31 protein-coding genes are annotated in these 24,578 nt (G+C 39.4%); 1 reads left to right on the top strand and 30 read right to left on the bottom strand.

Translation table 11 applies throughout. From position 1 onward, the window contains the following. Positions 1-246: 246 nt before the first annotated feature. The 20 genes from B9Z54_RS16800 to B9Z54_RS16700 all read right to left on the bottom strand — a co-directional run bounded on the left by B9Z54_RS16800 (position 247) and on the right by B9Z54_RS16700 (position 15,138). Entirely contained in the window at positions 247-771 is a 525-nt protein-coding gene (locus tag B9Z54_RS16800) for a DUF421 domain-containing protein (RefSeq protein ID WP_162785269.1), read from the bottom strand. Between the two features lie 135 nt (positions 772-906). Continuing rightward, positions 907-1,938, bottom strand: a complete 1,032-nt coding sequence (locus tag B9Z54_RS16795) for a serine hydrolase domain-containing protein (protein ID WP_113929490.1) — start codon at positions 1,936-1,938, stop codon at positions 907-909. A gap of 99 nt (positions 1,939-2,037) precedes the next feature. Further along, positions 2,038-3,444, bottom strand: coding sequence for a bifunctional metallophosphatase/5'-nucleotidase (locus B9Z54_RS16790; protein ID WP_113929489.1), 1,407 nt, complete (start codon positions 3,442-3,444; stop codon positions 2,038-2,040). Between the two features lie 41 nt (positions 3,445-3,485). Further along, on the bottom strand, positions 3,486-4,142 hold the full coding sequence (locus B9Z54_RS16785; RefSeq protein WP_113929487.1) for a zinc dependent phospholipase C family protein: 657 nt from the start codon (positions 4,140-4,142) through the stop codon (positions 3,486-3,488). 256 nt (positions 4,143-4,398) lie between these two features. Continuing rightward, entirely contained in the window at positions 4,399-5,004 is a 606-nt protein-coding gene (locus tag B9Z54_RS16780; RefSeq protein ID WP_113929485.1) for a hypothetical protein, read from the bottom strand. A gap of 57 nt (positions 5,005-5,061) precedes the next feature. Next, on the bottom strand, positions 5,062-5,475 hold the full coding sequence (locus B9Z54_RS16775; protein WP_113929484.1) for a hypothetical protein: 414 nt from the start codon (positions 5,473-5,475) through the stop codon (positions 5,062-5,064). A 41-nt stretch (positions 5,476-5,516) separates the two neighbouring features. Next, entirely contained in the window at positions 5,517-6,074 is a 558-nt protein-coding gene (locus B9Z54_RS16770; protein WP_113929483.1) for a hypothetical protein, read from the bottom strand. A 91-nt stretch (positions 6,075-6,165) separates the two neighbouring features. Beyond that, positions 6,166-6,645, bottom strand: a complete 480-nt coding sequence (locus B9Z54_RS16765; protein WP_113929481.1) for a hypothetical protein — start codon at positions 6,643-6,645, stop codon at positions 6,166-6,168. Positions 6,646-6,677: 32 nt separating this feature from the next. Beyond that, the gene (locus B9Z54_RS25840; RefSeq protein WP_240189983.1) at positions 6,678-7,316 is read right to left on the bottom strand and encodes a hypothetical protein; all 639 of its coding nucleotides are present in this window, start codon (positions 7,314-7,316) and stop codon (positions 6,678-6,680) included. Positions 7,317-7,394: 78 nt separating this feature from the next. Next, on the bottom strand, positions 7,395-7,733 hold the full coding sequence (locus B9Z54_RS16750; RefSeq protein WP_240189982.1) for a hypothetical protein: 339 nt from the start codon (positions 7,731-7,733) through the stop codon (positions 7,395-7,397). 74 nt (positions 7,734-7,807) lie between these two features. Then, positions 7,808-8,062, bottom strand: coding sequence for a hypothetical protein (locus B9Z54_RS16745; RefSeq protein ID WP_113929480.1), 255 nt, complete (start codon positions 8,060-8,062; stop codon positions 7,808-7,810). Between the two features lie 41 nt (positions 8,063-8,103). After that, entirely contained in the window at positions 8,104-8,352 is a 249-nt protein-coding gene (locus tag B9Z54_RS16740; RefSeq protein ID WP_113929478.1) for an Imm59 family immunity protein, read from the bottom strand. Between the two features lie 126 nt (positions 8,353-8,478). After that, the gene (gene nadR / locus B9Z54_RS16735) at positions 8,479-9,525 is read right to left on the bottom strand and encodes a multifunctional transcriptional regulator/nicotinamide-nucleotide adenylyltransferase/ribosylnicotinamide kinase NadR (RefSeq protein WP_113929477.1); all 1,047 of its coding nucleotides are present in this window, start codon (positions 9,523-9,525) and stop codon (positions 8,479-8,481) included. Further along, a complete protein-coding gene (gene pnuC / locus B9Z54_RS16730; RefSeq protein ID WP_113929476.1) occupies positions 9,522-10,211 on the bottom strand; it encodes a nicotinamide riboside transporter PnuC in 690 nt (229 codons plus the stop codon). Before pnuC ends, nadR begins: the two co-directional genes overlap by 4 nt. A gap of 6 nt (positions 10,212-10,217) precedes the next feature. Then, the gene (locus B9Z54_RS16725) at positions 10,218-10,784 is read right to left on the bottom strand and encodes a cysteine hydrolase family protein (RefSeq protein WP_113929475.1); all 567 of its coding nucleotides are present in this window, start codon (positions 10,782-10,784) and stop codon (positions 10,218-10,220) included. A gap of 112 nt (positions 10,785-10,896) precedes the next feature. Next, a complete protein-coding gene (locus tag B9Z54_RS16720; RefSeq protein WP_345840747.1) occupies positions 10,897-11,634 on the bottom strand; it encodes an NUDIX domain-containing protein in 738 nt (245 codons plus the stop codon). Between the two features lie 314 nt (positions 11,635-11,948). Continuing rightward, positions 11,949-12,311 (bottom strand): hypothetical protein, encoded by a 363-nt coding sequence (locus B9Z54_RS16715; protein WP_113929474.1) that lies wholly within the window; start codon positions 12,309-12,311, stop codon positions 11,949-11,951. 12 nt (positions 12,312-12,323) lie between these two features. Then, positions 12,324-14,189 (bottom strand): LXG domain-containing protein, encoded by a 1,866-nt coding sequence (locus tag B9Z54_RS16710; protein WP_113929473.1) that lies wholly within the window; start codon positions 14,187-14,189, stop codon positions 12,324-12,326. 220 nt (positions 14,190-14,409) lie between these two features. Next, the gene (locus B9Z54_RS16705) at positions 14,410-14,709 is read right to left on the bottom strand and encodes a YwqI/YxiC family protein (RefSeq protein WP_113929472.1); all 300 of its coding nucleotides are present in this window, start codon (positions 14,707-14,709) and stop codon (positions 14,410-14,412) included. Beyond that, complete coding sequence (locus tag B9Z54_RS16700; RefSeq protein WP_113929471.1) at positions 14,710-15,138, bottom strand: YwqH-like family protein; 429 nt, start codon at positions 15,136-15,138, stop codon at positions 14,710-14,712. Between the two features lie 585 nt (positions 15,139-15,723). On the opposite strand from B9Z54_RS16700, the gene B9Z54_RS16695 reads away from it, so the two are divergent. Beyond that, entirely contained in the window at positions 15,724-16,626 is a 903-nt protein-coding gene (locus B9Z54_RS16695; protein WP_113929470.1) for a superoxide dismutase, read from the top strand. 559 nt (positions 16,627-17,185) lie between these two features. Here B9Z54_RS16695 and B9Z54_RS24965 read toward each other — a convergent pair. From B9Z54_RS24965 to B9Z54_RS25830, 10 genes are all read right to left on the bottom strand, one after another. Beyond that, on the bottom strand, positions 17,186-17,356 hold the full coding sequence (locus B9Z54_RS24965; protein WP_162785268.1) for a hypothetical protein: 171 nt from the start codon (positions 17,354-17,356) through the stop codon (positions 17,186-17,188). 86 nt (positions 17,357-17,442) lie between these two features. Further along, a complete protein-coding gene (locus B9Z54_RS16690) occupies positions 17,443-17,838 on the bottom strand; it encodes a VOC family protein (RefSeq protein WP_113929469.1) in 396 nt (131 codons plus the stop codon). A 221-nt stretch (positions 17,839-18,059) separates the two neighbouring features. Then, positions 18,060-18,332: a DUF3986 family protein gene (locus B9Z54_RS16685; protein ID WP_113929468.1), complete on the bottom strand. Its 273-nt coding sequence runs from the start codon at positions 18,330-18,332 to the stop codon at positions 18,060-18,062. Positions 18,333-18,583: 251 nt separating this feature from the next. Then, the gene (locus B9Z54_RS16675; RefSeq protein ID WP_113929466.1) at positions 18,584-18,820 is read right to left on the bottom strand and encodes a hypothetical protein; all 237 of its coding nucleotides are present in this window, start codon (positions 18,818-18,820) and stop codon (positions 18,584-18,586) included. Positions 18,821-19,633: 813 nt separating this feature from the next. Then, positions 19,634-20,533 carry a hypothetical protein gene (locus tag B9Z54_RS16670; RefSeq protein WP_113929465.1) on the bottom strand — a complete coding sequence of 300 codons (900 nt, stop codon included), beginning with the start codon at positions 20,531-20,533 and terminating at the stop codon, positions 19,634-19,636. 22 nt (positions 20,534-20,555) lie between these two features. Beyond that, complete coding sequence (locus B9Z54_RS16665) at positions 20,556-22,133, bottom strand: histidine kinase N-terminal 7TM domain-containing diguanylate cyclase (RefSeq protein ID WP_113929464.1); 1,578 nt, start codon at positions 22,131-22,133, stop codon at positions 20,556-20,558. A 414-nt stretch (positions 22,134-22,547) separates the two neighbouring features. Continuing rightward, the gene (locus tag B9Z54_RS16660; RefSeq protein ID WP_113929463.1) at positions 22,548-23,234 is read right to left on the bottom strand and encodes a YesK family protein; all 687 of its coding nucleotides are present in this window, start codon (positions 23,232-23,234) and stop codon (positions 22,548-22,550) included. 198 nt (positions 23,235-23,432) lie between these two features. Next, complete coding sequence (locus tag B9Z54_RS16655) at positions 23,433-23,927, bottom strand: hypothetical protein (protein WP_113929462.1); 495 nt, start codon at positions 23,925-23,927, stop codon at positions 23,433-23,435. Further along, on the bottom strand, positions 23,928-24,179 hold the full coding sequence (locus B9Z54_RS25835) for an RNA polymerase sigma factor (RefSeq protein WP_240189981.1): 252 nt from the start codon (positions 24,177-24,179) through the stop codon (positions 23,928-23,930). It abuts the gene before it with no gap. Next, the gene (locus B9Z54_RS25830) at positions 24,173-24,418 is read right to left on the bottom strand and encodes an RNA polymerase sigma factor (RefSeq protein ID WP_240189980.1); all 246 of its coding nucleotides are present in this window, start codon (positions 24,416-24,418) and stop codon (positions 24,173-24,175) included. Before B9Z54_RS25830 ends, B9Z54_RS25835 begins: the two co-directional genes overlap by 7 nt. Positions 24,419-24,578 lie beyond the last annotated feature (160 nt).

The following is a 24,578-nucleotide window of genomic DNA, read 5'->3' as shown; positions in this document are numbered from 1 at the left end:
CTGTCTGGGAGCTCTTCTGAATGCACCGATTTCTCTTTCGGAAGAATCGATGCTGTCTGTGCTCCCTTATGACTGCAACGATTCCTCATTTATGAGATTCAGTGCAACCTAAATGGCTATATTGACTATCAACTCTCATATTAAATAAAAGCAGCGCAACTCCCAAAAGGAATTGCGCTTTACAGATTCATGTTATCAATTATTACTAGTTTTGTATAATCTCTCTATTTTAACCATTCATTAATATTAACTATTCCCCTTCACGCCAACCAGCGCAGCTTTCGAACCTCCCTCTTCCTTTTTAACTATGGACAGAGAACCATCTCCTTCGAGCACAATCGCTTCTACATTTTCAAACGATCCCATTCCTTCTTTCCGGACTTTCGAACGCAGATCATCTATTCGAATTCGCTGCTTCTGCATTTCTTTTTCATAAAACTCTCCGTTATTGTAAAGAAAGGATGGAGAAGCTTTGATTATGTCAGAAAACCTCTTTGAATTTGTTGTCAGTCTGGCTATGATCATCTGCAGCAAAGTGAGCATGAAAAGAATGACGGCTCCTTCTGCAAGCGTCACTTTATCATTTGTAAGGATACTGGACAAAGTGGCTCCATAGGTCACCGTAATGATAAAATCAAACATATTTACATTTGTAAGCGTACGTTTACCGAATAGCCTCAGAACCAAAATAAGAAAAGGGTAAGCCATTAAGCACATTACTGTGGCTTTCATGAGGTTCTTCCAGTTGTCGAATAACAAGGTATCAAGCATTAATGCACTTCCTCTCCGGTTCATTACAAGTACATAGTGCGAATACCCTCAGACAGCCAGAAATAAACGGTCGCGGGAGAATCAGGTGTAGGGTTTTCCTCCCATAATCTGATTCCCGTTAAAATCCCTCCACCCTTAAATGGAATTATAGATTTCTCCAATTATTCCTTTCATCTGGTGAACACCTAATTCCGCATTTGTCATGATCACTACACCTTTTTCTAAACCCGGATACACAGCTAGCATACTTTGAAAACCTATGCCCCATCCCATTGAAGTGATTTCCACTTCACCTTCCTTACTATCGAGAAAAACACCTAACCCAGCCCAGCTCTTTCCTTTTTGAGGAGTTATCATTTCTCTTGCTAAACTTTCTGAAATGCCAATTTTACTTTTTCCTTTCAGAGCATCAATCAGCTCGATCACTAATACAGCTAAATCCGTTGAAGTCGTCCATAGACCAGATGCCGCCGGATAAGGGTAAATAGGATACCTTTCATCCACCACATCTCCCTTATAGTAATGGCCGCAAGAGAATTCTTCATGATCAATATTCCGCAAGTTTGTGAGAAAAAGGCTGTCTTTCATTCCCAGCGGCTCCAATAACAGCTCCTTCACCACTTGTTCAAAAGGCTTTTTCGTTACATCTTCAATTAGCTGCTGAATAACGCAAAAGCCAGCATCAGAGTAATGAAATTCACTTCCAGGCTTGCTTTTCAACTCTATCGGATCTTTACAATATGTCGTTTTCCCCTTCAACAATTCAACCATTGATGGGATTCCTATCTCCGCGGCCAGCTCCGAAAAACTGCCTTCAGGGTCCTGGATACCAGAATGATGACTTAACAAGTCTCTTAACGTAACCTTATGACTATTGATGAATTTATTATCTGGAAGCTTCCACGATACAAGTCTATCGTTCACATTTTGATCTAAATCCAAGAGTCCTTCGTCGATCAGTTTCAGAGCTGTCATACTTGTTAGGAATTTGCTGATGGAACATGCACTGAAAATCGAAGTGTCCTTTACTTTCATATCTTTTGTGTCTTCTAGAATTCCGTAATTTTTCACTCCTTGGAATTGACCGTTTTCAATCCATGAAATACTTAATCCGTTCACTATATAATGTTCCATTCGTTCTTTGATGTTTATGTTTGTAAAAATGATGATTCCTCCTTAATTTACTCTTCAAAGTTCAATCACATAAAAATAGAGTGCATAATATATTTGATTATGCACTCATTTTAATATGTTTACGAATATAAATTAGGAATGAACTGTTTTCAGGTTTTTTAAGTAACTCATTAATACATCTTTGACCATCTCTGTTTTACCAACTTCTATCAATTTATTTCCTTTGACTGAACCATATCCGCATACCTCTTCATACAGCATAGGTGAGCCGGTTCCTACTGTGTAGACCCTGTCTTCAATGAGTCCTTCTCCATTGACTCTTATGTTTGTAATGGTATTATTACGATCATTCCACGTTACTCCTGAAAATGATAGGGAACCTATTGGAATCCCGTGTGGTCGAAACCCATTCCCGTAGACCGGTTTGGAAGTGATTTCATTCTTATAACTATCTTCTATTAACCCAGCGATTTGTTCTCCCTTTAGTTCCATTAATACCGGGGAATGCATGCTTTTACAGCTATTCAACACAGCCCCTTTTGTTACATCGCCTGCTTCCATTCCTTCCAATGCCGCCCCGCCGTACATCAATCCAATCTCAGAATCCCATCTGTCACGCAAGCTGTCAGCAATCAGTCCAATGACACCAGCGTTTGACACTGGTTCACTCGTTGTAAATAAAACCTCTGAAAGAAAGTGTTCTGTTTCCTTTCTTCCTTTTTCTAAAATAGCCTCCATGGCATGATCTGGTTCAGAGTCAGGGGATATTTCCACTAACTTCCCATTATAGGATTCTATCTTGTGAGAACCAGTCTCGTTGACATCGATACTTAAGGATAATTCTCCAACATAAGTTCCGCAAGATCCTGCCTGAACGATTAGAACACCCGATTCCACCACGGGAGACTCCAGCACAGTGTGTGTATGGGCTCCAATAATCACATCCACTCTACCGCTGATTTCTTTGGCCATCTTCCTATCAGCTTCATACCCGAGATGAGACAGGAAGATGATTAAATCAGCCCCATTTTCTTTCAAATCACCAGCAGCCTTTGTTACTGCCTCCAAGGTGTCCAGATTCTTGAAACCGTGTTTATTTTCATAGAGGTCTCCAAATTGGTCTGTAGCGCTGAAAAGTCCGATTCTCATTCCGTTGGATGCAGTGAAAAGGAGAGTTTCCTTCATTCCTCCGATGACTCTCCCGTCCCCTTCTACAAGGTTTGCTAATAACCAAGGCACTTTTGATTGAAGACTGAGTTTTCTAATTTGATCAGGCGTAGAACGCAGCAACTCATTGTTTCCCACTGCCATGGCATGATAGCCGGTTTCCTCCAGCATTTCCAAGTCCAATCGTCCCTCAGTCGCCAAGCATTCATTGATACTCATATCCATATGATCACCGCCGTCCACTAAAAGAAAGCTTTCTCCATTGGACTTCAGTTCCCTGACACGTTTTTTTATGTAGGCAGCCTGCCTTAGTGCTTGCTCATAAGCACCATGAAGATCGTTCGTATGAAGAATCGTCAAACTCTTATTCATTGTTACTCCCCCTTTTGCTTTACAACCCGCTTTCTGTTTTTCTAAGCAGGCTGTAAGTTAAATCTGCTAATTAATAAATCCAGAACAATTTCTACTGTTTCATCTATAAATTTATCCACTTCAACCTCTGTAAGATAGATAAACTCATGGTCTTCTGAGATTGTACTGGTTTGGTAAAACTCTGTAATATTACTAATTTGTTTTATCGTTTGTCCTTTTGGAAAGAAATCCAGATACTCTGGAAAGTCAGTGATGTATTGAAAGTCCGTCCAAAAGATATTATCTTTATGGTTTTGTAAATAACGAAAATCCAACCCGTACCAATCTCTCTTCACAGTGCGAGCATAGTCAGGACTGTTCAGTATTTCTTGATAAACTCTTTCCTTTTTCTTATCTGCCAGAAGTTCCAGCCATTTTTCATCTGTCACCAAATGAATGTAATAGCCTAAGAGATAAGAGAATCTTTTTGAAAAATGTTCAAATTCATCTGTGAAGTGTTTCTCATAAAAGAAGTCAGAACTGATCCTGCCATCGAAATGGGAATGAGTGATCTCTTTTGGAGGTGTCGGTTTGCCATCTTCTCCAATCAACCCGCAATCCGGTCCAATATTTCCAACCAGAAATTCAACCTTTGAAACAGGAAGGTTCTTCTTTAACAATTCATCGGTAATCCTAAAATGAGTAACCCAAGTAGCCAATATTTTTCTCCCCTTTTTTCTTTATCAATAAGTAATTCTCAATGGTTATATGTGAATCCTTTTTTTACAGGGAAAAAGTGGGGGAATTTAACAAAAATCTACTAGTTTCGAAGGTGATTAAGCAGGTTGGGGAGGGAGCTTTTACCTCTATTTTTCGGGGAAACTCTAACATAGCGGCGAAGATTTGGCCATTTCTCTAAATAATATCTTATCTGCTAGAACCCTTTTTAACTCTCCTGCTTATTGAATGTTTGGGTTACACAATAAACATTTCTCTATCCTCATCAGTAAATTCTTCTTTTAACACTCCATTTTCTATAAATACCTTTTCTAATGCTTTAAGCATGTGAAGAGAATAAGCCAGCTTGTACACTATGAAAATACCATGTTCAAATTTTAAGGGAATTGTAGAAAATTTGATTTTCTCTTTTTGGTCAACATAACTTACTTCAACCTGGTTTTCTAAAACCTTTGCAAAAACAGACTGCGGTCTCACTTCATCGAAGCTGTACCACTCCTGCTTTATCCCTAAATAATTGAAGAATTTTTTCGTTTCTTCTATGCTTTTCATATCTCTTATCGGATTATTCGGAAAATGAATCTCATTAAAATAGAACTTTTTTAATGATTTTAGAAAGAAGTATTTAATCGCTTCCTCTTGGGAATCAAACCTTTTTATATCTTTCTTTTCCGGAGCTGGTCTGGCTTCAAAGTCAATTTCCGAGTAGTACCAGTGATCTTCATCTGACTCTAGTTGGTTATAATTTTCATAGTATCCGGTTTGTTCCCTAATAAAATCTTGCCCGAAAAGTAGATTGATACCTAAGTCACTGAAAATATGCTGCAATTGTTCTTTATTCAAAAGGCTCCTCCATTCTTCAAAAACAGTTTTTTCTTTTCGCTGCTTATTTTAATCCCTCTACTTTGAGTTATATTGAGAAAGCGGGACCCACTGTTGAGTGATTTCCTCTATGTCTTTTAGATTGATAAATTGGTAGTACTCATCTTTATCTCTCATTTTCATATTGTGCTTCTTCCCCAGAGAAACATCTCGTGTGTATAGCATAATTTGATCTCCTTCTACTGTTGAGCCAGTAAAGAGATCTCCTTTAAACCTTACACTGGTTTTCTTTTGATAAACAAAGCTCATTTCTTCCAAACGAACTTCTTTTATATACCTGTCTTCATGCATTTCCCCAATCTTCTTAAACCCTTTGTGCAGATCGCCGGGATCGGTAGAAAGAAGAGCAAAAGAACCATCAGATTTAGGAAGGAATCTGTATTCTTTATTATCGTATAATGCGAATTTTCCAAGGGTCCTAATCTCAATCACTCCTTGTTCTATAACATCTCATAAGCTGTTCCACGCTTTCTTTAATAGGCAAGGTTTTCTTTATTTAATTTTCCGCTTCTTGGATCAACGGAAAAAATCCAACTGCTTCTTCCATAAGGATCAGCGTAAGCTTTTCCTCCATCATAAACAATATACGGGGAAGATTTAAAAGTAGTTAAATAGACGAAGACAAAACCTTCAGGAGAATCACTTTCAAATAATAATATGCCATCCGTTGAATAACCACATAGTTTTGTAGCAGAAGGACCACTTTGTTTAACAACAATAATTAAATTATGCTCACTATATCGATGAGCACCAATAGCATTTAAGGCATTAATTTGCACCTGCTTGTTCCCATTTAACCAGCTGACAGTACCTGTTAATCTATCAAAAGAAAAGATGGGTTTTCCATCAAAAGAGATATAGTACATCTGCTCTTGATTATTATTTTCTCCTGCTTCAACAAAGACATAATTCTCATTTTCATCTAACGTTGCAAAGTAAGCATGTTCATAGGTGGATTTTATCGTAGTTCCGTTATAAACCCAGCATACTGACTGGCTCTGGCTATCCCACTTGAAATTTTTAATTGCCATAGTGCCTCTCCTTCATACCATCATACTCATAATTAAATTTGTTCATTGACTCATTGGCATACTATTCTGGTGAAAAACTAAACTTTTAAACCTACCTAGCTATTCCAATCCTTTCTAGTTCTTCTCTGTGTAAATTTACTTTAAAGTAAAAATCTGACCAACTTTCGCTTTCACTATCAACTATTCCGCACACCACAGCCACTTCTGCTTGGGGATGATTCGTAAGATACATAAGTTGGTATCCTTCAGGTTGATTGATAGTAAATAAGGCTTTACCGTTACTATCATACCCTGCAACCTTCTCGGGGTTTTTTGTCTCATCTCCAATTATAAAAGCCATTACACCAGAAATACCGTAGTATTTAGCACATAAAACGTTTTCCAGTTCCAGATGAACCTCTCTGTTTTCTATTTTCCATGAAGTTTTATTTTCGTTAATAAATATCATTTTTTCACTCTCCATATCAATATATCTTTGCAAAAAATGTATGGAATAAAAGGCAGCCCTTTTTTTCAGAACACTGTCCGGATAATTTTTTGTCAGTTCATGAAAGGCTATTGTATAAACCAATTAATTCTTCTACTTTTAATAGATAGTACCCTCTACTTCCATCCGTGGTATTCTAAAAATTTGTCAGGAATCCTCAATTCAAGCTGCTCTCTAAGTTCTTTGCAAAAAACATCTAAGTCGGCTTCATCATACCATTTCTGACTATTTTTAAGACCAATCCCTGCATCACCAGTAACGATCGAACAACCAAAAGAACCTCTATCGTAATTTAAAATTACGTTAAAATAATTATAAGCAGTAAACTGCAAACTAAACATTGTGTAAGGGATATCAGTCTGACTGAAAACTGAGAAACTGCCGATTCTATCATCGAAATGCTTTTTTAAAGCGTTTTTAATTTCATTTTTTATTGATTCATAACCTTTACTCTGCAATCCTGGCTTCGTCAATAGTTCCTGGTTTTCAGGAACCTTTAAAAGTAGTTCAGGATACTTTTGCAGAAAATCTATATTAATTTCGTTTTCTTCCTTAACACCAGTTGGCCATTGACCCGTTTGTGCATAAATCATGACTTCATAAGCATCTTGATCTGATTGAAACGCCTTTTTCATATTCTGTTTAGAAATAGGATAAAATACCGGTTGATTATAAGGCCCTTGAGCCCAGGAAATTTGATATTCCCCATCTTTCTCTATAATCGCAAAACCATCTCCACGATGTATCTTTTCCATTGGTTTTTTCTCACCTTTCCTATTTATAAATTGGTAACATCGCCCATCTGGTCAGGAAACCATTCCCGGCCCGAGTATTTATCTCCAACCGTGATGCTCCAAAAATTTATCTGGTATTCTAAGTTCAATTTGTCTCTGCAGGTCATTGAAGAACTTATCAAAGTCGGCTTGATCAAACCATTTTTCACTAGATTCTATACTAATCCCATACACTCCATTAACAACTGAGCATCCAAAGTTTCCTCTGTCGTAGTTGAACCTCACATAAAAATAATTGTACATTTTAAAAACTATACTAGTCATCGTATAGGGAATATCAGTGCTATTGGATATCACAAAATCTTCTACCCTCTCATTGAATCGATTCTTAAGTTCATCAATTATAAAATTTTCAATCGTTTCGGCATTATGCTGCAACCCTATAGCCTCCTGCTTTTATAAGTTTGTTGTACTCAATACTTATTTGTGATTTATCCAAGTGGCTTTTAAGATTAAAAGTTGTTATTTCTATTATGCTGACTAAGGACAACTTTATAAAAGTAATCAAATGCCTCAGATTCATCGTCAAGTTCTTTAATAATGAAGTGGCCACCACGTTCTCTTGTTTCATATACTTTCCATGCCCCTTGTTCAATTACACATCCTAATACAGGTGGAGCATCAGATAGCTTGCCGATTATTATAGAATATTCACCTTTATTTAATTTTTCTGATTCTACTTTCTTTAAGAACTCCTGTTTTGTCATTCGTCCCACCAACCTAATTTAAGGAGTAGAATCGGAAAATTTTATAGCTCCCTTAATATTTTGCCCGCTCTTAATCTTTTAATAAAATCTTTCAATGCTTCTTCCTCATCCTCATAGGTACCTTGTGAATTTGTAACCTTGCTAGCCCTTTCATCTGTTACATAAACTATCCATTTATCATTCTCTTGCCTTAAGACAACTTCATTTTCTCTATTTTCCCTTACTTCATTCATGTTATAATCTTGTAACTTCTCCACATGAATAATTCTTATTGCATCATTTAAATTCATGTTTTATCCTCCTGTTAATCTTCAATACATCATTCGCATTTAGTTTTGCTTACTTGAATTTAAAAGTGACTTCCGTTAAGACGCTGCCATAAATATGGCTAGTCAGTTCTCAATCAATATTAATTGTCATCGTACTGTTTCATGTGTGCCCACTCCCAATAATTCATTTATGGCATTCATCGCCTTTTTTAACTTTTCTTGATATGTGCCGGTTATGACTAGATAGGGAGTATTATTCTGTTTCAGCAATTCTTTCAGCCTCTTGTCGTTTTCAGATCTTATTGACGGCTCTCCGTGTTTTCTTAATCCGTCATTCACCCACTTGACGTCAGGCTCCAAGTAAAGGCAGAGGTCGTATTGCTGGGTTTTTGCTATTTCATCAATCACTTTTTGGTGTTGATGAAGATACAGCTCAGAATAGAATTGAGTGACTGTAGCTTCTGTATCGATGAACATTATTTTGTTTGCTGCTAACTGTGATTGGTGCTCTTTCATTTTATGACCGTAGGCAATCAACGGAAAATCTTCTTCCAAAATAATACCCTCGCATCCTCCTATTTCTTCGCACAAGGTCCGTCCGTATTCTTCCACGAAGGTTGTATTATAGAGAGCGGCCAGATTACGAGTTAATGTGGATTTCCCACAGCTTTCCGTACCCAAAATCGCAACTTTTTTAACAAAAAATGGCTGCACGACTTTCGGTATGAAATTCCAATTAGCATACACACCTTCTGTTCGTATTTTAGTAGCAGAAACAGGCATCATTATCCTATCCGGATCTATTAAAATATGATTGGAGTCTTTGTAAAGCAGCTGAAAAATGTCGTCATAATCTTTTTCAGAACTGAAAACGTGAGTAATCGGTTTTCCAATCGCCTGCTTGATTTTCTTTGCACCCAGTTCCCAATCATATTCGTCCTCGCCCCCATTATCCTCGATGGATAATACATGGACATTTTCCATATCTTTTGTAAGTTGATGGAGCCAACGTAACCTGACTCTTGCGGGAATGTAGGAAAAGTCTGTTTTTTCACATGTCTTCCTATCTCTTTCTTCACTGTGAGAAAAGATAATGTACAACTCATCAACTGTCGATGAAGCCTCTATAATTGCAAGGACATGCCCTTGGTGGAGCGGAAGGAATTTACCGCCAAAAAATCCGACTGTTTTCATTGTGTCTCCCCCTTTTGTTTGAACCAAAGTTTTCTCCAGTTGACATACCCGTACACGCTGTTCACCAGGAACGCCGTCCACATCACCAGCATGGATAGATCGTTCCCGCCCTGTGTCACCAATGCTGTCACCCAAAGCGCGATTGATAAAATGTTTACAGCAATCCAGAACAACCACTGTTCTGTTATGCGCTTCAACATCAATATTTGCGCGATAATTGATAGTATCGTAGTTGAAGAGTCAATCCAGATGCTTTTTCCGCCTAACGCTTTTAATAAAATGCCGTAAAGAATCACCAGAATGATGGAGCTAACGATTGTATACGCCCAACCTTTGTTAGAAAGGCTTTTTATTTGGACATCCTCCCCTTTTATATCGTCTTTCACTTTGTGTTTACTCCAAAGGTAAATCCCTGCAAACTGTGCAGGGAAGTAAAACAGTGCGTTAAGCATCGTCTCCCCGTACAATCCGTAACCGTATGAAATATATGCGTACGTCGCTGTTTGAACGATTCCAAAATAGTAATTGCTTATTTTCCCTTTCGCAACTAGAAAGACACAAAGCATTCCTGAAATAGAGGTAACGAACCCCAGGAAGGTATCATCCCAGGCAAAAAACAGATAAACATTCACAGCAGTAAATAATCCGAGCCAGATTTTTTCAAATAATGTCCAATCTTTCAACATCAGTTATCACTCTCCATTTATAATGGCTGCGTTTAAAACATTATCGAAATGCTGCAATGCCATCTGATGAGCAGGTTCATTGAAGCTGGCCACTGCCTTTTCATGAATGACGATGCTGAATCCTTTGTTGTAAGCATCTATGGCTGTGTGAAGGACGCAGATATCTGTGCAAACACCTGTTAAATGGATCTCCGTTATGTTCCTTTCTCTTAGCTTTGCTTCAAGATCTGTGTAAGCAAATGCACTGTAACGGGTTTTATCCATGTAATAAACTTGACCATCCTCATTTTCTTCGGCCATCTGTTCATGAAGTTCTTTCACTTTTCCATACAATTGTCTCCCCCAGGCACCTCTCACGTTATGAGTAGGGAATAACTTTGTTTCCGGATGAAAGGGATCGTTTGGCGTGTGTACATCCACAGCCTGAACAATGAACTCTTTTTCCCGCCTGAAATTTTTCATGAGTTCGAGTATAGGACCTTCAATTTTCTGTCCCGGCTCTCCGCAGGTAAGTGCTCCCTTTTCGTGAACAAAATCGTTGGTGTAATCAATGACAATCAATGCTTTTCTCATATTAACTCCTCCTCATTCTCGGTTTATAATTTGCAAAGTGTTAATTGTTGTTTCCAAAAAAATTAATAGATGCTTGGGATCGGTTGATAATCTTTAAAACGAAACATTCTTGTCATCTGCTTGGCTGTTCTATTCGTTTTTTGACTTCGCCCTTTTGATTTCTCGCCACTTCTAAAAACGGATATTTCGGTGCATCTCTGACAAAAGCTGAATTATTTACTATCCCCGGGTCATCGCTGACAAGTAGTAAAACACTTCTTAATTCTGAAAGTGTAAATTCCTTTGGGAGAAACTCTTTTGCAACTGTAGTTTGGAGCAAATCTTTTCGAATGATCTGGAAGGCATCATGTATGATGGTTTTATGGTCAAAGGCTAATTCAAGCTGATCAATTTCCTTTAGTGTGAACAATCCAACGTTTTCTGCATCATCCGCCGCTTTCCTTTTTTCCAGATAATCGTTCGTGACGATCGCGTAGAACGCATTGGAGATGATCCACCCTCGCTTATCTCTACCTGGCGTGTCGTATACACCGAAATGTTTCAGTGTAATATTGTTTACACTCGCTTCTTCACTGAGCTCTCTGACAGCTGCTTTCGACGCAGTTTCATCCGGTTTCACAAAGCCTCCCGGCAGCGCCCACTTGCCGCCTTCGATGTGTGGTTCTCCGTCTTTGTCTGTTTTCGCCCTCTGAATCAAAAGTAATTTTAGTTGAGCTATGGGTGGTTTGTATTCTTCCTTATACGCAAGTTCTATAGTGAAGACTCCGATGTCTGCTGTATAACCGTCCGGAGTCACATACTCCTTGGAATTATAATGCTGAAGCATCTCTTCTTCGTTTTGATACTTCATACTTATCACCTCATTTAGTCTGTTTGCAGGTTTTTATATATTATAACAACATGCAAATTGTTAATTGTTAATTACACTTTTATTTTATACCTTTATTCAGCAATTGTGCAAGTGTTCTTATCACGTATTTTAATAATAAGGAAAAATACGAATGAATTTTAAAAAGCAGCTGGATATTTTGGTTCCAACTGCTTTAAAAAAGTTACTTTTTATTGGATAGTACTGGGGACAGTTCATCTGCCCATTCGTCCCAAGATACAGTGTACTCATGCTTTCATACTCGTAATATAAACATTACATTTTTAAAAATCCCCTTACCTAGCGATTCCTATTCTTTCCAAATTATCCTCATTTAAATTAACTTTGAAATAAAAATCTGACCACGATTCCTCTGAACTTTCTATATCAATAATTCCACAAACTACAACAATCTCTGCTTTCGGATGGCTCGAAAGATACATAAATTGGTATCCGTCGGGTTTACTGTTATCAAATAATTTTTCTCCATTTAGATTATATACCAATAACTTTTCAGGATTAGTTGAATCTTCTCCTATTAAAAAAGCAACTACCTTGGAATTATCATAGTATTTTCCACTAATGACATTATCCAAATTGAGTTTAATGTCTTTATCATGGATTTTCCATCCTGTTTTATTTTCATTAGTAAATTCCATTAATATTCTCCTCTATTCTAAATATATTTCTTCAATTTTTTTCAAATATTTCATTCTATCTGCAGGCTTTACAAGCAATTGTACTTGATGACCACCACCCGATAAATATTTTCCTGCACCCTCTTCAATTTGTGGGCCGACCTTTCCTGAAATTACTGGTAATTCCTCAATAACTTCATAAACAACCACTCTATCAATATCAGGTTTCCACTCACTCTTTACTGCTAATTGATTTCTAACGTAGTTAGTATCAGTTATTCTATCAAATGTCCCAAATCCTCCGGGACGGTCCCAAGGTTGTCCAGGACCAAGAGCCATTTCAAATCGGGCACCAGGTTTTAGAGTAGTTTTAGCTACATCTTTATTAAATCCTAATGGCCAAGGATCTTGATCTTCCAAAATTTTCATAAAAGCTTTAGCGCGGTCTTCAGTTGATTTATACAACTCTTTTGTATCCAATTCAAATTCAGTATACGCTTGTTTTCTTAATCTTTTAGTATCTTCATCAACGCCTTTATAGAGTATATCCTCGAGGACTTTTTCTCTATGTCTAACATCAATTTTATTCCTATGTTCAACTCCCCGACCCTTAACATCCCTCTCAACAGAAAACCTACTCCACCCCGGCTCTCCAAACCCACCTTTCAGCATCCCATTTTCGGCAGCCATCATAGGCCGGTTATAAAGATCATCCAGCCCCAACCGGATCTCATTCCATCTTTGATTTAATGAAACTTTAGGGACTGCCTGGCGTGCTGTTGCTGAGACAGTTGTTTGTCCTTTCACACCAAGGCCGGGTTTGGCACCGCCGGCTAGGAGTGCTGCAAGACCGAAGCTGTTCAGCCAATGTTCCTTTGAAAAGGCATCATCGGGATTTACCGCTCCGTTGTAGAGATCCATGCCGCCCATTGTCAGGTAGTTGATAAAGTTCGAAGGGTCATCCATGGCCACTTCTGCACGGTCTTCCATACCCTTCCACATGTCTTTTCCAGCACCAAGCGCTCCGCTGGTTATATAATTGCCGAAATCATAAAAGGAGTCAAACTTCTTCTCGCTTCTATTCTCCATTCCGCCCCAAAAATCCTGTGCGATATCTTTAAAACTGTTGAGCGATTCCATGAACGGGTTTTCGTTGACTTCTTCTTCAGGAACGGGGTTGGGCTCTCTTGCTTGTTCTTGTGCTTCTTTGAAACTCAAGTAGGATTCTGTCTGGGCGGTGATCTCATCTGTTAGCTGGTATGCATTGCTGGAATAGTACGCTGCTGCGTTGAAATGCAGCGGTGATATGTGATTCCCTTGCCTGGAGGAGTCCATTAACTGCCTCATCAGCCCGGTAATCATTTGTTCACTGCTCTCCAAGTGCTGATATTCCCTCTTTAATTCTTCATCAAATCGGTTTATGGAGTCAAGCGTATCCTCTCGCTTCTTCCTTGCCTGCTCAAGGTGGGTATCAAATCGTTCTCTAGAAAAAACATTCAGTGGATGAATATCTCTAATCCTATCCAGTATACCTTCCAGCTCTCGCTGTTGAGCATCAATCATCTGATCGGAACGCCTTTCACTCTGGTGAAGATTTTCTTCCAGGAATGGAAGCTCCACCGTTTCCCTGCTGAGATTTCGGCCTTCAGCGTCATCATGAATGCCACCGAAAAAAGCGATGTTTCTTTCTGTGAGCTGAATCCATATGTCTACCACATGGATTTGGGCACTGTAGAAACTTTTAATGGCATCGGCGCCTTTTCCTTGGAATTCATCATCGAGTTCGACTATCGCTTGAAAAGAGTTTTTTAGTGTCTGGAGTTGGTCTCTTAATGTCTCATATTCGCCTAGGCGTTCGGACATTGCGTCAAGTAAAGTGGGGGCTTCATATACTTTCAATGGTCGCCTCTGCCCTTTCTATTAAGATCTTTTCGGAAACTTTGTTGCTATTTAGGTACCAATTCCAAAAAACTAATCAGAATTCACCTTAATAACCTGGTAATCATGAAAAGAAAAGAGCTGCTTTCGCCGATTAGAGAGAAATCCCTTAGTATCCGGGGAAAAATCCGGCTCCTGGGATTTTTCCGAAAGCAACAATTCATGTGAAAACAGCCATCTATTAAGATCTTGTTATGGCTTCGTCTTGCTCTTTTAAGGTGTTTACATTCGCTTTGGTATCTTCAACATTTTTTTCAACTACGGTGATATACTCCTTCAATAACTGGTGAATACTCTGTTCACGCTGCATCCAGGCATCAGTATAATCCAGTTTATTCCGTCCAATCTGTCCCTCTGCAGGCGGATTTATCTGCAGCCGCTGGAGGGAACTCATAACATCATTCAGTTTCGCCATGACGGCAGCATGGTTCAGTTTTATTTGCTGCCCAGACCCGCCGCCTGAACCCGAATTCACATTCATTTAAAATAACCTCCCTTTCAAGTCACTGATTTTATGGGAGACCTGATCATAAAAATCTTCACCTTTGGAAAGCAAGGATTCAGCATCATTTGCCAAATTCCCATAGAAGGAAAAGGCACTCTGCTGTGCCTCCAATATATGAATCTTTGATTCTATTGAACTTACGTATTCATCATAGTTTTCATGTCCGATCTGTCTCATAGCTTGCAGGGCTGATTCACGATTCGCATCATAATCATCCGATCTCGGACCAAGCCAATTGTTATGTAATTCTGGCTGCTGGATTTGCTTTATTTCATTCAAAAGTTGGCTTTGCTCATTCAGTATGGCGTATTTTGCTTCCCTCAAACGTGATATCTTCTCTTGGATATCTCTCGAACGGGAGTGAATCACAGTCTGAATGTAATTCAATTCATTGTAGAGTCCCATATCGGCATCTCCCTTACAATAAAGTACCTATATTATCCAATTGCTAAAAGTATCGTACCACCATTTACCTGTTAGTTCTATTTCAAAATACCCATTTAGCAAAAACAGGAAATTATTCCTCGTTCTTTAGTAGTGTTAACTCTGGGAAACTAAGTTCTTTTTACCACAATAAGTTAATAAGTGAAAAATTTCATACAAATAATGACATAGGTAAGAATACCCCTTGTTCAAAAAATTCAAACAGAATCATAGAACGGTTTTTGGGATGGAATGTTCTATTTTTTATTATGTAAAACTCTGCGGGAATTACGAATTAATGAAGCGAAGACTTTAATGCTTTAACGCACGAAGAGGGACTGTCCCTTTTTGTGCGTTAAAGCATTAAAACCCTCCCCGCTTGGTGATGAGGTCATCACAAGATGGGAGGGTTTCTATATGATTTGGTGCAAATCTATTTAGAGAATGCTTCTTTGCAGTTTAAATTAAATCGTTACCTATGTACGCTTAACTACGTTATACAGAATTTAATACCACCTTTTCCCCCTTGCATCATATAGTGTAACGATGAAGAAAGGTGGGTTATACATGAGTGAAAATCTAATGATTGAACTGAATCGATTTGCGGCCGAGATGATAGAAGAATGGAACAAGGCATGCAATCTTGATCAATTGCCGATAAGTGATGAGACCTCTGAATTCAGTGAACAATTGGATGAGTTCTTAAAACAATTGGAGCAGCATAGGAACAACAGCAGTCTTTTGGATCAACAAATAGCCAATCAATTACAGCAGCAATCTGTCCTATTATCACAACAATGGGAATCAATAGTAACGCAAACAGACAGCCAAAGAAATACCTCCGCCGTGCCAATTGGCGGACATAAGCTGCCTCCGCTTCCCTATCCTTATAAAGCCCTCGAACCTTATATAAATAGAAGAATCATGGAACTTCACCATGACAAACACCATCAAAGCTATGTGGATGGTCTCAATAAAGCTGAAAAAGAAATGGAAAAAGCAAGGCGAACGGGCGATTTTTCACTGATCAAACATTGGGAACGAGAAGCAGCCTTCCATGGTGCTGGCCACTATTTGCACACGATTTTCTGGAGTATCATGAGCCCTCAAGGCGGCGGTATGCCGAAAGGAGCTCTAAAGGCTGAAATTAATTCATCCTTTGGCAGCTTCGATCAGTTCAAGCGCCATTTTTCAGAAGCTGCCAAGAATGTGGAAGCCTCGGGATGGGCTATTCTAGTCTGGTCTCCCCGTGCCCACCGTTTGGAAATCCTTCAAGCAGAGAAACACCAGAACTTGAGCCAGTGGGACGTCATCCCCCTCTTGGTGCTGGACGTATGGGAGCATGCCTACTATTTACAGTATGAAAACAACCGCGGCAAATACGTGGACAACTGGTGGAATGTGGTGAATTGGGATGAGGTTGAAAAGAGGTATAACGAAGCGAAGAAGGTTAAGTGGAAACCCTTTTAAGATGAGGCTTTTTGATTGTTGATTCTCTTAGGCTTGAGGGCATCGAGAATTTTTTGGCAGAGTTTTAGCTGCAAAGAACGTTTACGGGCGGTTGAGGATGCCATTTCCGCTGGGTATTGGGCCGCTACGGCGGCTTACGGGCGGTTGAGGCTGGCTTTTCCGCTGGATATTGGCCAGCAATCGTGACTTACAGGCCATTGAGGCTGGCTTTTCCCTTGGATAATGGCCCGCATCGACGGCTTACGGGCCATTGAGATTGCCTTTTCCGCTGGATATTGGGCCGCATCGACGGCTTACGGGGCCATTGAGTCTGCCTTTTCCGCTTGATAATGGCCCGCTACGACGGCTTGCGGGCCATTGAGGCTGTATTTTCGGCTTGACATTGGGCCGCAATCGCGACTTACGGGCCATTGAGTCTGCCTTTTCCGCTTGATAATGGCCCGCATCGACGGCTTACGGGCCATTGAGATTGCCTTTTCCGCTGGATATTGGGCCGCATCGACGGCTTACGGGCCATTGAGTCTGCCTTTTCCTCTTAATAATGGACTGCTATGACGGCTTACGGGCCATTGAGTCTGCCTTTACCTCTTGATAATGGCCCGCATCGACGGCTTGCGGGCCATTGAGTCTGCCTTTTCCTCTTGATATTGGCCCGCATCGTCGGCTTACGGCTCGCAATGGCGGCTTGCGGACCGTTAAGCTTATCAACTGTAGATTGTCCATTTTTCAAGTTAGCATACAACACCCCTCAACATAATAAAAGGACCACCCCCGTGCTAAATTATGCAAGGGAACTGGTCCTTTTATGTAAATGATTTATTTTGCATTCTCATCCGGTTGATGAATGCCAAAAATATTTCCTTCTGTATCCTTATAATAGCCCTGCCAAGCCATTCCTGGGAGTGCATACTTCGGCATTGCGACCTGTCCTCCATTTTCAAGGATCTTGGCTTCAGTTGCATCGTAATCTCCTACACCCATCGTACAGGCATAACCATTCATAGGCTGATTCGGTTCTGGAGGAGGCCCCTGGCGCTGCATCAAAGCTCCATTGATTCCCGGCTGATCTTCTCCGCCAGTTACGGCTCCCATATAAGGCATTCCCGCGAAATCGGTCCAATCTTCAAACGTCCAGCCAAATACCTCCCCATAAAACTTTACAGCCCGCTCCATCTCATTCACATGAATTTCAAAATGAACTATTCTCCCCATAATACCCTCCTGGTTTGTTCATATTTAAACTCTACTTAGTAGGTATTCTGCAATCAATCGAATACTCCTTCCACTTTGTGAGAAGAAGTTAGTTCTTTCCCTGAAATTCAAGTAATAATGAGGGAAAATATTGATCTCATGAAAAATGAGGACTGCTTACCAATAAGATTCAGATTTTATAATTAAACAATTTTAACTAGTACTGCCATGCTGATTTCACATTAAATAATATATAACTGCCTTAACCAGTCCATTAATCGCACCTGTCCCGATTCGTACGACAAATCATCCGTATTCACTGTGAAAATTTCATAACCAAATGAAACATTTTTATTATGCTCCTCTAAGACACCCTTAAATATTGAAAGGTCTTGCTCAGCATCCAGGAAGACAACCCACTTATCCACTCCTTGGATTTTGTAAGCAACAGCTTCTAAATCAAATCCATTCTCGTAATATCCAATATGTAAGTGCTGGTGTGATTCGAAATTCATTCTTATTTCTCCCTTTTACCTTGATGAGATGGAACTGCAGTCTTTAAGAGCTTTGCTGCCTCGAGCGCTTTACATCCTGGAATCCAATTGTCCCGCAAACTATAACCCCTGACACCAATACACCAGTTAACACCCCATTTCCACCCCAGCTTACATAGGCGCTGTACAAGCAAACCAATGCTATGACAAAGCTCGAATACTTTTCTCTCCAGCTATTAAGCCTCGAATATAAGTCTTCCCGCATACATCATTCACCAGCTTTCCAAAATATTAAAAAGATCACTCTCAATCATTATTAATCTTTTGTTCGCTGCTATTCTTTTTCCAATCATAGGGAACATCCGTCCAATGAAAAAAAGAGAGACAAGAAAAACCATAAAGCTTATCCCTGCATTCTCAGCCCACCTGACTTCATTGTGAATGAATAATTGATAAACCACAATTACTGTAAAATAGGTTGCGGAATATCCGATGCTCTTTTTAACCATTATCCTTAAACCTCACAATCTTATAATCGAGAGAAAAAACGTCCTTAGAAGTTCTTCCTAATATATCTCACCTTATAAACAGCTACGATTCATCTCAGCAAAAGTTTCATATTATTACAAAGCGCAGGAGATAAAGAAAGATATCCCTCTACTTAAAAAGATAAACGGCATAAGAAAGTATCAAGATGATACCTGCTGATACAAACAGCACAAAGCCAATAAACCCAGTCACACCACTTGGCGGGCGCACGGCGGAGTGGGCTTTATAGCGAATAGGATTATCCTTTTATTCAGTGGTGAAAATAAGGGGAGTTTTTCCCGCTAAATGCAATTTCTAAGCTCATATTGGAGTAAATAGAGGGAGTTTTTCCCCTTATTAGAAGAAGCAGCACCTGTTTTCTAGTGTTTTTGGTCAAATAAGGGGAATTTCTCCCGCTATTTGGCTGTTTTAACATGCTTTTTTGTAAATAAGGGGAATTTTTCCCTCTATATACTAGACAAATTGCTGAGGCTGATCGGTACCACTGGTCACTATTCCAGACCCTTGAATCGGCATCTTTCCCTCGTCTTGTTGAGAAAGTACATTCCCTGGCCCGGCAGGCGTTTGTTCTAAAAATCATTAAAAGGACTCTAAAGCTAATGGGATAAAAAAAGAGACACATTCAAAAAGCCAACTTTCTTCCGATTTAAGGAAGTATAGTTGACTTTTTCTTTGTTAAAGAGAGAATTAGGTTTTAAAATTGGGTATATTTTCAGTGCCCCCTCTGATTTCACTTTCATTTTGAGCTAAGCCAGTCTTGATCCCCGGCCAAATTAATCCTGCGATTTAGGCAGCATATCCAGCCAAAAATATTCATCTTGTTCACACTTAAAAGGATAATGAGTTTCGGTCAACTCTTTACTTCCACAGACTTCAGCCACGATGGTTTGAGCAGGAAGTTGATCTTTCTCAATTTCATGCTTACCAGCTGTGTCAATTTTAAACGTGTTGTTCGACTGACCATCATAGCTTTCCCGCAGACCATCTGTTTTAAGCTGATAGTATTCCTTTCCTTCTATATCAAACATTGAAGGGGTAATAATATCGATGTTCGACAGCAAGAGCTCTGCGTCGGTAAATTGCAGGTGATTGAGGTACTCTTCTTGTTCCTTCTTTACCTTATACCTTGAAACATCAAAGCTTTTTCTGTCATCGGAAAGGTCGATAATATAGTTAACCGTCCCTTCATGAGTTTGTTCCACAAGTCCAAAGCTAAGGAATTTATAAGTTCCATCCTCGTGAATCACCATATCAAGCCCTCTTAATTCGGTGCTGTTTTTATCCATTTTAAAATGATCTTTCAGGTGGACCAGTTCTTCCGCAAGGCTTCCTTCGTAAAAATTCGTATTTTGCAAATCAACATGCTGTGTACGTTCATAGACCATGGCTTCTGCCTGGGGAATGAAGAGATTAAGCATGAAAATACCCAATCCTACTGACGCTGCTATATGCTTTGTTTCTGCATTCAACTTAGGATTCCGAAAGAATAATAGAAACACAGCGAAACCCAATGGCAGCTTTACACTGTCTAAATCCAGCATGAAGGCACCGATAAAGGTAAACCCAAATAATTTCAAGAGTAAAAGCGGTTCGTCATCCTTGGATTTTTTAAAAAGCACCAGAACAGCCATAGTGGTAAGTATCAAAATAATCAATTGTGCCGTTTCGCTCATTATTTCCTCCTTCTCTTATCCTTTACTTGTCTCCGGAACTATTAAATGCTAATCCCTGCTCTTCTACAAACACTTGAACATTATTCCGGCCGTTTCTTTTGGCAGCATAAAGAGCCTCGTCTGCCTTACCAATAGCTTCTTTTATGCTTTCCTGTGAGAAGTCTTCTCTGCCGGATATAAAAGTTATGCCAAAGCTGGAAGTGACCTGGACCGGTTTGCGATCAACCTTTACCAGGTTGGAGGCTATAGTTATCCTCAATTGATTTGCTATCAAAAAAGCCTCTTCTAAAGGTGTTTCCGGCAAAAGAATGATGAACTCTTCTCCGCCATATCTGCCCAAAAGGTCGTGAGGTCTCAGGTGTGACTGGGCTGTGCGGGCAACTTGGGAAAGCACGGTGTCTCCTGCCTCATGGCCAAAGGTATCGTTGACCTGCTTGAAATGATCGATATCAAAGAGGATCAAGGAAGCACCGTTCACGGAGGAATCCACTACTGATTCGGCGTTTTCCAGGAAGCAGGTGCGGTTGTATACATTAGTCAGGCCGTCATAGCTTGCCAGCCTTTTTAACTTATCCTGCAGGAGCACTCTTTCAGAAATGTTCATAAAGGTGATGATGCTTCCGATTACTTCCTTGTTTTTGTGAAAAACAGGAGAGAACCGGACTTGATAATGCTCCACTGTACCATTCTTGGTACATTCATAGTCGCATTCCTTTCCTTGGCAGATAAGCCGGCTCAGTTCTGAATCCTGAAGCACCTTATGAATCGCCTTTCCGACTGACAGCTGGTTCAACTCTGGAATAACTTTCAGCATGGCATTATTGTAATCCAGGACAGCCCCCTTTTGATCAAGGACCACCACCCCTTCCCTCATGCTGTCAAATACCTTCTCCCTTGCGATCGGAAGGACATTGAACATTTGATAGGAAAACAATGCGATTCCATGAAGGATGAATGAAAGGCTCATCGACACCGGCCCTAGGTCAATCCCATTATCACTGTACTTGTTCACGTAAAAATAATTAGCGACAATGGGCACGAATAATCCTAAGATCATCAAGATGATTTGCATCCGAAAACGGAACGGAGCTTTTTTTAACTGAAGCAAAAGGAGAACTATACTCGTTGTCAGACATAAGAAAAGATATAGAGCATGGACATAGAATAAAGGTCCGTATGTCAATTCAACGATTGGAAAAGGCAGGTCTTCCCTCAGTTGAATCGATGTGTAATATAAATGATGAAGTTCATTCGTATGCTGTGTGAAAACCGTAATAATAGGTGGCAGAAACAAAAGATAGAGGTGGCGCTGCCTGAGCTCAATTCCGGCATACCTCACACACATCCATAAAAGGAAACCCGGTATGAACGGCATGACAAGATATTCCGCACCCAGCCAGAATTTCACTTCCATCAGCGTGCTGCTTGTCAATTCAAAGGCATATGCAAATGCGAAAACTGCCGATAATAAAGTAGCAATCATATACTGCCGCCCGCCTGGAGCCTCCTGCAATTTATAATAAGAAAACCAACTTAAACCCAAACTTAAAAAACCTGCCAGCGCAATCAGCAGGACATACAACAACAATTCCTCTGCCATTAATTTTCTCCAATACTAGTAAAAGGGATTTTAAATTCATTATATAATGAGCATTAGTAAATAACTACCTTAAAATAATCGATCCCATCTATTCTTTTCGAAGCATTTTTATTCAAGGCTCTTTTCGTAAACTTTGTTCCTATTTAATATGAATTTCGAAAAACATCACCAGAATTCACCGTTATATCCTGGTAAGCAAGAAAAAAAGAGCCACGCGCCCCGTTAAGAGAGAGAAACATTAGTATTCAGGGGAAATATCGGGCTCTTGGAATTTTATCGAAAGCAATAATCTATACGAAAACAGACATATTCAAACAGCTATAAACGGGATCTGATAAAGATTAGGGTCAAAAGTAAGGAATATTATGATGGCCAATCTGTATTTTATTTGTGGTGCTCTCTGTTATAAAAGGGTCAATTTTCGTTATCTGCCCTTACCTTTTCCTCTATTGACTCAATCGTTTCTCCTTCGCTCGTTTGTACGATAAGCGGTTCCTTGATTTCATCAAGTTGAATCATAATATAAGGTGTATGGCTTTTATGCTCCCCTTCCTTTAGATCGATGATGATTTCAGTGTTATTCCTTTGGCTGACCCTATCCACTTTTATTTCTTTGCCCATATAATCTTTACCGAGCGTCAATGTTACCTGCTTCCTTCCTTCAGAGACTGTCGTAACCCTATAGTAATCTTCATATTTTCGACTATCCCCTTCTGCAAACTTCGTACTTCCTTCATCAATGATACGATAATTCTTATTGGTGAAGACCAAAACTCCCAGTGAAATCGTAAAGACAAGAGGCAGAGAGATCAGCAAGATCCGGTCTCTTTTCATAGAATGCTTTTGTTCCGCTTTGCCGACTATGAACTTCAATAAGATCGTACCAATAATTGCAGTAATCAAAAATCCCAATCCGAGAAATCCGTAAGCCATTCCTTCAAAACCCCGTACAAAGTAAAAACCATAGGCAGTAATCAGGAATGCAGCAAAAAAATTGACCAGCGGCGGCACGAAATACTTCCCGTATTTTTTTGAGAGGATGTACGAAAAAACAAATAACAGGGTTCCCCAGAATAGACCAATGAAAAGTAATGCAATCATGTTACTTCCTCCCTTTTATAAAAGGCTATTTTGACATACATTGTTGCTATCGGAAACATCCCAAGAGCCGGATATTTCCCCGGGTAAATCAGAGGGATCAGCTCTTTCCTTATCATGTTAACTAGCTTATTCCTGAGAATTAAGCTTGTTTTTCTCGTGAATTAGTATTAAACAGCTACAAAGTTTTCGAAAAGAGCCTTATATAAATAACCATCTTAGAAATACAGTTGTCATGGTAATCACCAGAATATCCAAACATAATGAGAAAAAGCTCCATTTCTTATTGAAAAAAATAAAAGAAAAAACCGTTAAGAAAATCGCTGTCGGAAAATAGAACAGAAAGATTCCTGCTTCCAAATGTTGAATTGTTGTTTCAGACAGGGACATTCCATCAGAAAATTTGAGACTTGAAAAAATTAAGTAAAATAGGATTACCACCCTTATTCCAATCAATAAGATTTTGAGGCCAGTATTGAATTGAGCCAATTTTTTCAGCGGCGGTATCTCTACTTCTTCCTGGACTTTTGGGGATGAAAAGTTCTCACTAAATTCATTGATTTTGGCGTAAGATTGTTGACATGTCCTGCATTCCTGAATATGATCCATAAGTATATCTTTTGTAAAGTGATCTACGTCGTCCATGAGCGGGATCAGTTCCTTGCATAAATGATGGATTTTCTCTTGATCATTCACCTAATCACCTTCTCTCGCAATCTGCTTTTTTATTCGGAAGACCTTTGACTTTAGAGTGGAAATCGGAATATCCATCAGGTCACTGATTTCCTGATAATTGTAGCCGTAATATTCTTTTGCCAGAATAATAGCTTTATCAGTTGAAGACAAAGAACTCATGATGGCTTCCAACTCATGCTTGGCGACAACTTTGCTTTCAGGAGTGTTATTTTCGATTAACAGGGCTTCGATAATGGAGTCATCGTTCAACAAGGCAGGTCTCTTTTTTTATAATGGTCCAGCAACGTATTTTTAGCTCCTCTTGCAAGCCAGCTTTTCATATAGCGAACCTTAAATACCTGAGATGGAGTCAAAAGAATCTTCGCAAATAATTCCTGAATGATTTCATCGGCCAGTTCACTATCCCTTGTCAGTCCCATTAAAAAGTTCCTCAGGTAAACATAATGCTCGTTATATACATCCTCTATAACCTTTAAAGGTTTCCTTGCCATATTTAAAACTCCCCATCACTAAGCCGCTAGTAGTGAGACGATTCAACTTCAAAAAGGTTGCATTATTTTGTATTTTTTTACATGTCCTTTCAATAAATTATGAGTTTTCAAAAAAATATTGCTGCTCCTGGCTCATTATTCCTCCAAAGGCCTGGATCCG

This window comes from Bacillus sp. P14.5, from assembly GCF_003316765.1.
Classification (GTDB): domain Bacteria; phylum Bacillota; class Bacilli; order Bacillales; family Bacillaceae_B; genus Rossellomorea.
This window is presented reverse-complemented; position numbering and strand designations above follow the sequence as displayed.

What these genes read in the sequence shown, in the direction of transcription:
- B9Z54_RS16800 (WP_162785269.1), bottom strand. Translation starts at nt 771, where the DNA reads ATGCTTGATACCTTGTTATTCGACAACTGGAAGAACCTCATGAAAGCC.
- B9Z54_RS16790 (WP_113929489.1), bottom strand. Translation starts at nt 3,444, where the DNA reads ATGAATAAGAGTTTGACGATTCTTCATACGAACGATCTTCATGGTGCT.
- B9Z54_RS16770 (WP_113929483.1), bottom strand. Translation starts at nt 6,074, where the DNA reads ATGGCAATTAAAAATTTCAAGTGGGATAGCCAGAGCCAGTCAGTATGC.
- B9Z54_RS25840 (WP_240189983.1), bottom strand. Translation starts at nt 7,316, where the DNA reads ATGGAAAAGATACATCGTGGAGATGGTTTTGCGATTATAGAGAAAGAT.
- B9Z54_RS16745 (WP_113929480.1), bottom strand. Translation starts at nt 8,062, where the DNA reads ATGACAAAACAGGAGTTCTTAAAGAAAGTAGAATCAGAAAAATTAAAT.
- B9Z54_RS16740 (WP_113929478.1), bottom strand. Translation starts at nt 8,352, where the DNA reads ATGAATTTAAATGATGCAATAAGAATTATTCATGTGGAGAAGTTACAA.
- nadR (WP_113929477.1), bottom strand. Translation starts at nt 9,525, where the DNA reads ATGAAAACAGTCGGATTTTTTGGCGGTAAATTCCTTCCGCTCCACCAA.
- pnuC (WP_113929476.1), bottom strand. Translation starts at nt 10,211, where the DNA reads ATGTTGAAAGATTGGACATTATTTGAAAAAATCTGGCTCGGATTATTT.
- B9Z54_RS16725 (WP_113929475.1), bottom strand. Translation starts at nt 10,784, where the DNA reads ATGAGAAAAGCATTGATTGTCATTGATTACACCAACGATTTTGTTCAC.
- B9Z54_RS16720 (WP_345840747.1), bottom strand. Translation starts at nt 11,634, where the DNA reads ATGAAGTATCAAAACGAAGAAGAGATGCTTCAGCATTATAATTCCAAG.
- B9Z54_RS16715 (WP_113929474.1), bottom strand. Translation starts at nt 12,311, where the DNA reads ATGGAATTTACTAATGAAAATAAAACAGGATGGAAAATCCATGATAAA.
- B9Z54_RS16705 (WP_113929472.1), bottom strand. Translation starts at nt 14,709, where the DNA reads ATGAATGTGAATTCGGGTTCAGGCGGCGGGTCTGGGCAGCAAATAAAA.
- B9Z54_RS16700 (WP_113929471.1), bottom strand. Translation starts at nt 15,138, where the DNA reads ATGGGACTCTACAATGAATTGAATTACATTCAGACTGTGATTCACTCC.
- B9Z54_RS16695 (WP_113929470.1), top strand. Translation starts at nt 15,724, where the DNA reads ATGAGTGAAAATCTAATGATTGAACTGAATCGATTTGCGGCCGAGATG.
- B9Z54_RS16690 (WP_113929469.1), bottom strand. Translation starts at nt 17,838, where the DNA reads ATGGGGAGAATAGTTCATTTTGAAATTCATGTGAATGAGATGGAGCGG.
- B9Z54_RS16685 (WP_113929468.1), bottom strand. Translation starts at nt 18,332, where the DNA reads ATGAATTTCGAATCACACCAGCACTTACATATTGGATATTACGAGAAT.
- B9Z54_RS16675 (WP_113929466.1), bottom strand. Translation starts at nt 18,820, where the DNA reads ATGGTTAAAAAGAGCATCGGATATTCCGCAACCTATTTTACAGTAATT.
- B9Z54_RS16670 (WP_113929465.1), bottom strand. Translation starts at nt 20,533, where the DNA reads ATGAGCGAAACGGCACAATTGATTATTTTGATACTTACCACTATGGCT.
- B9Z54_RS16665 (WP_113929464.1), bottom strand. Translation starts at nt 22,133, where the DNA reads ATGGCAGAGGAATTGTTGTTGTATGTCCTGCTGATTGCGCTGGCAGGT.
- B9Z54_RS16660 (WP_113929463.1), bottom strand. Translation starts at nt 23,234, where the DNA reads ATGATTGCATTACTTTTCATTGGTCTATTCTGGGGAACCCTGTTATTT.
- B9Z54_RS25830 (WP_240189980.1), bottom strand. Translation starts at nt 24,418, where the DNA reads ATGGCAAGGAAACCTTTAAAGGTTATAGAGGATGTATATAACGAGCAT.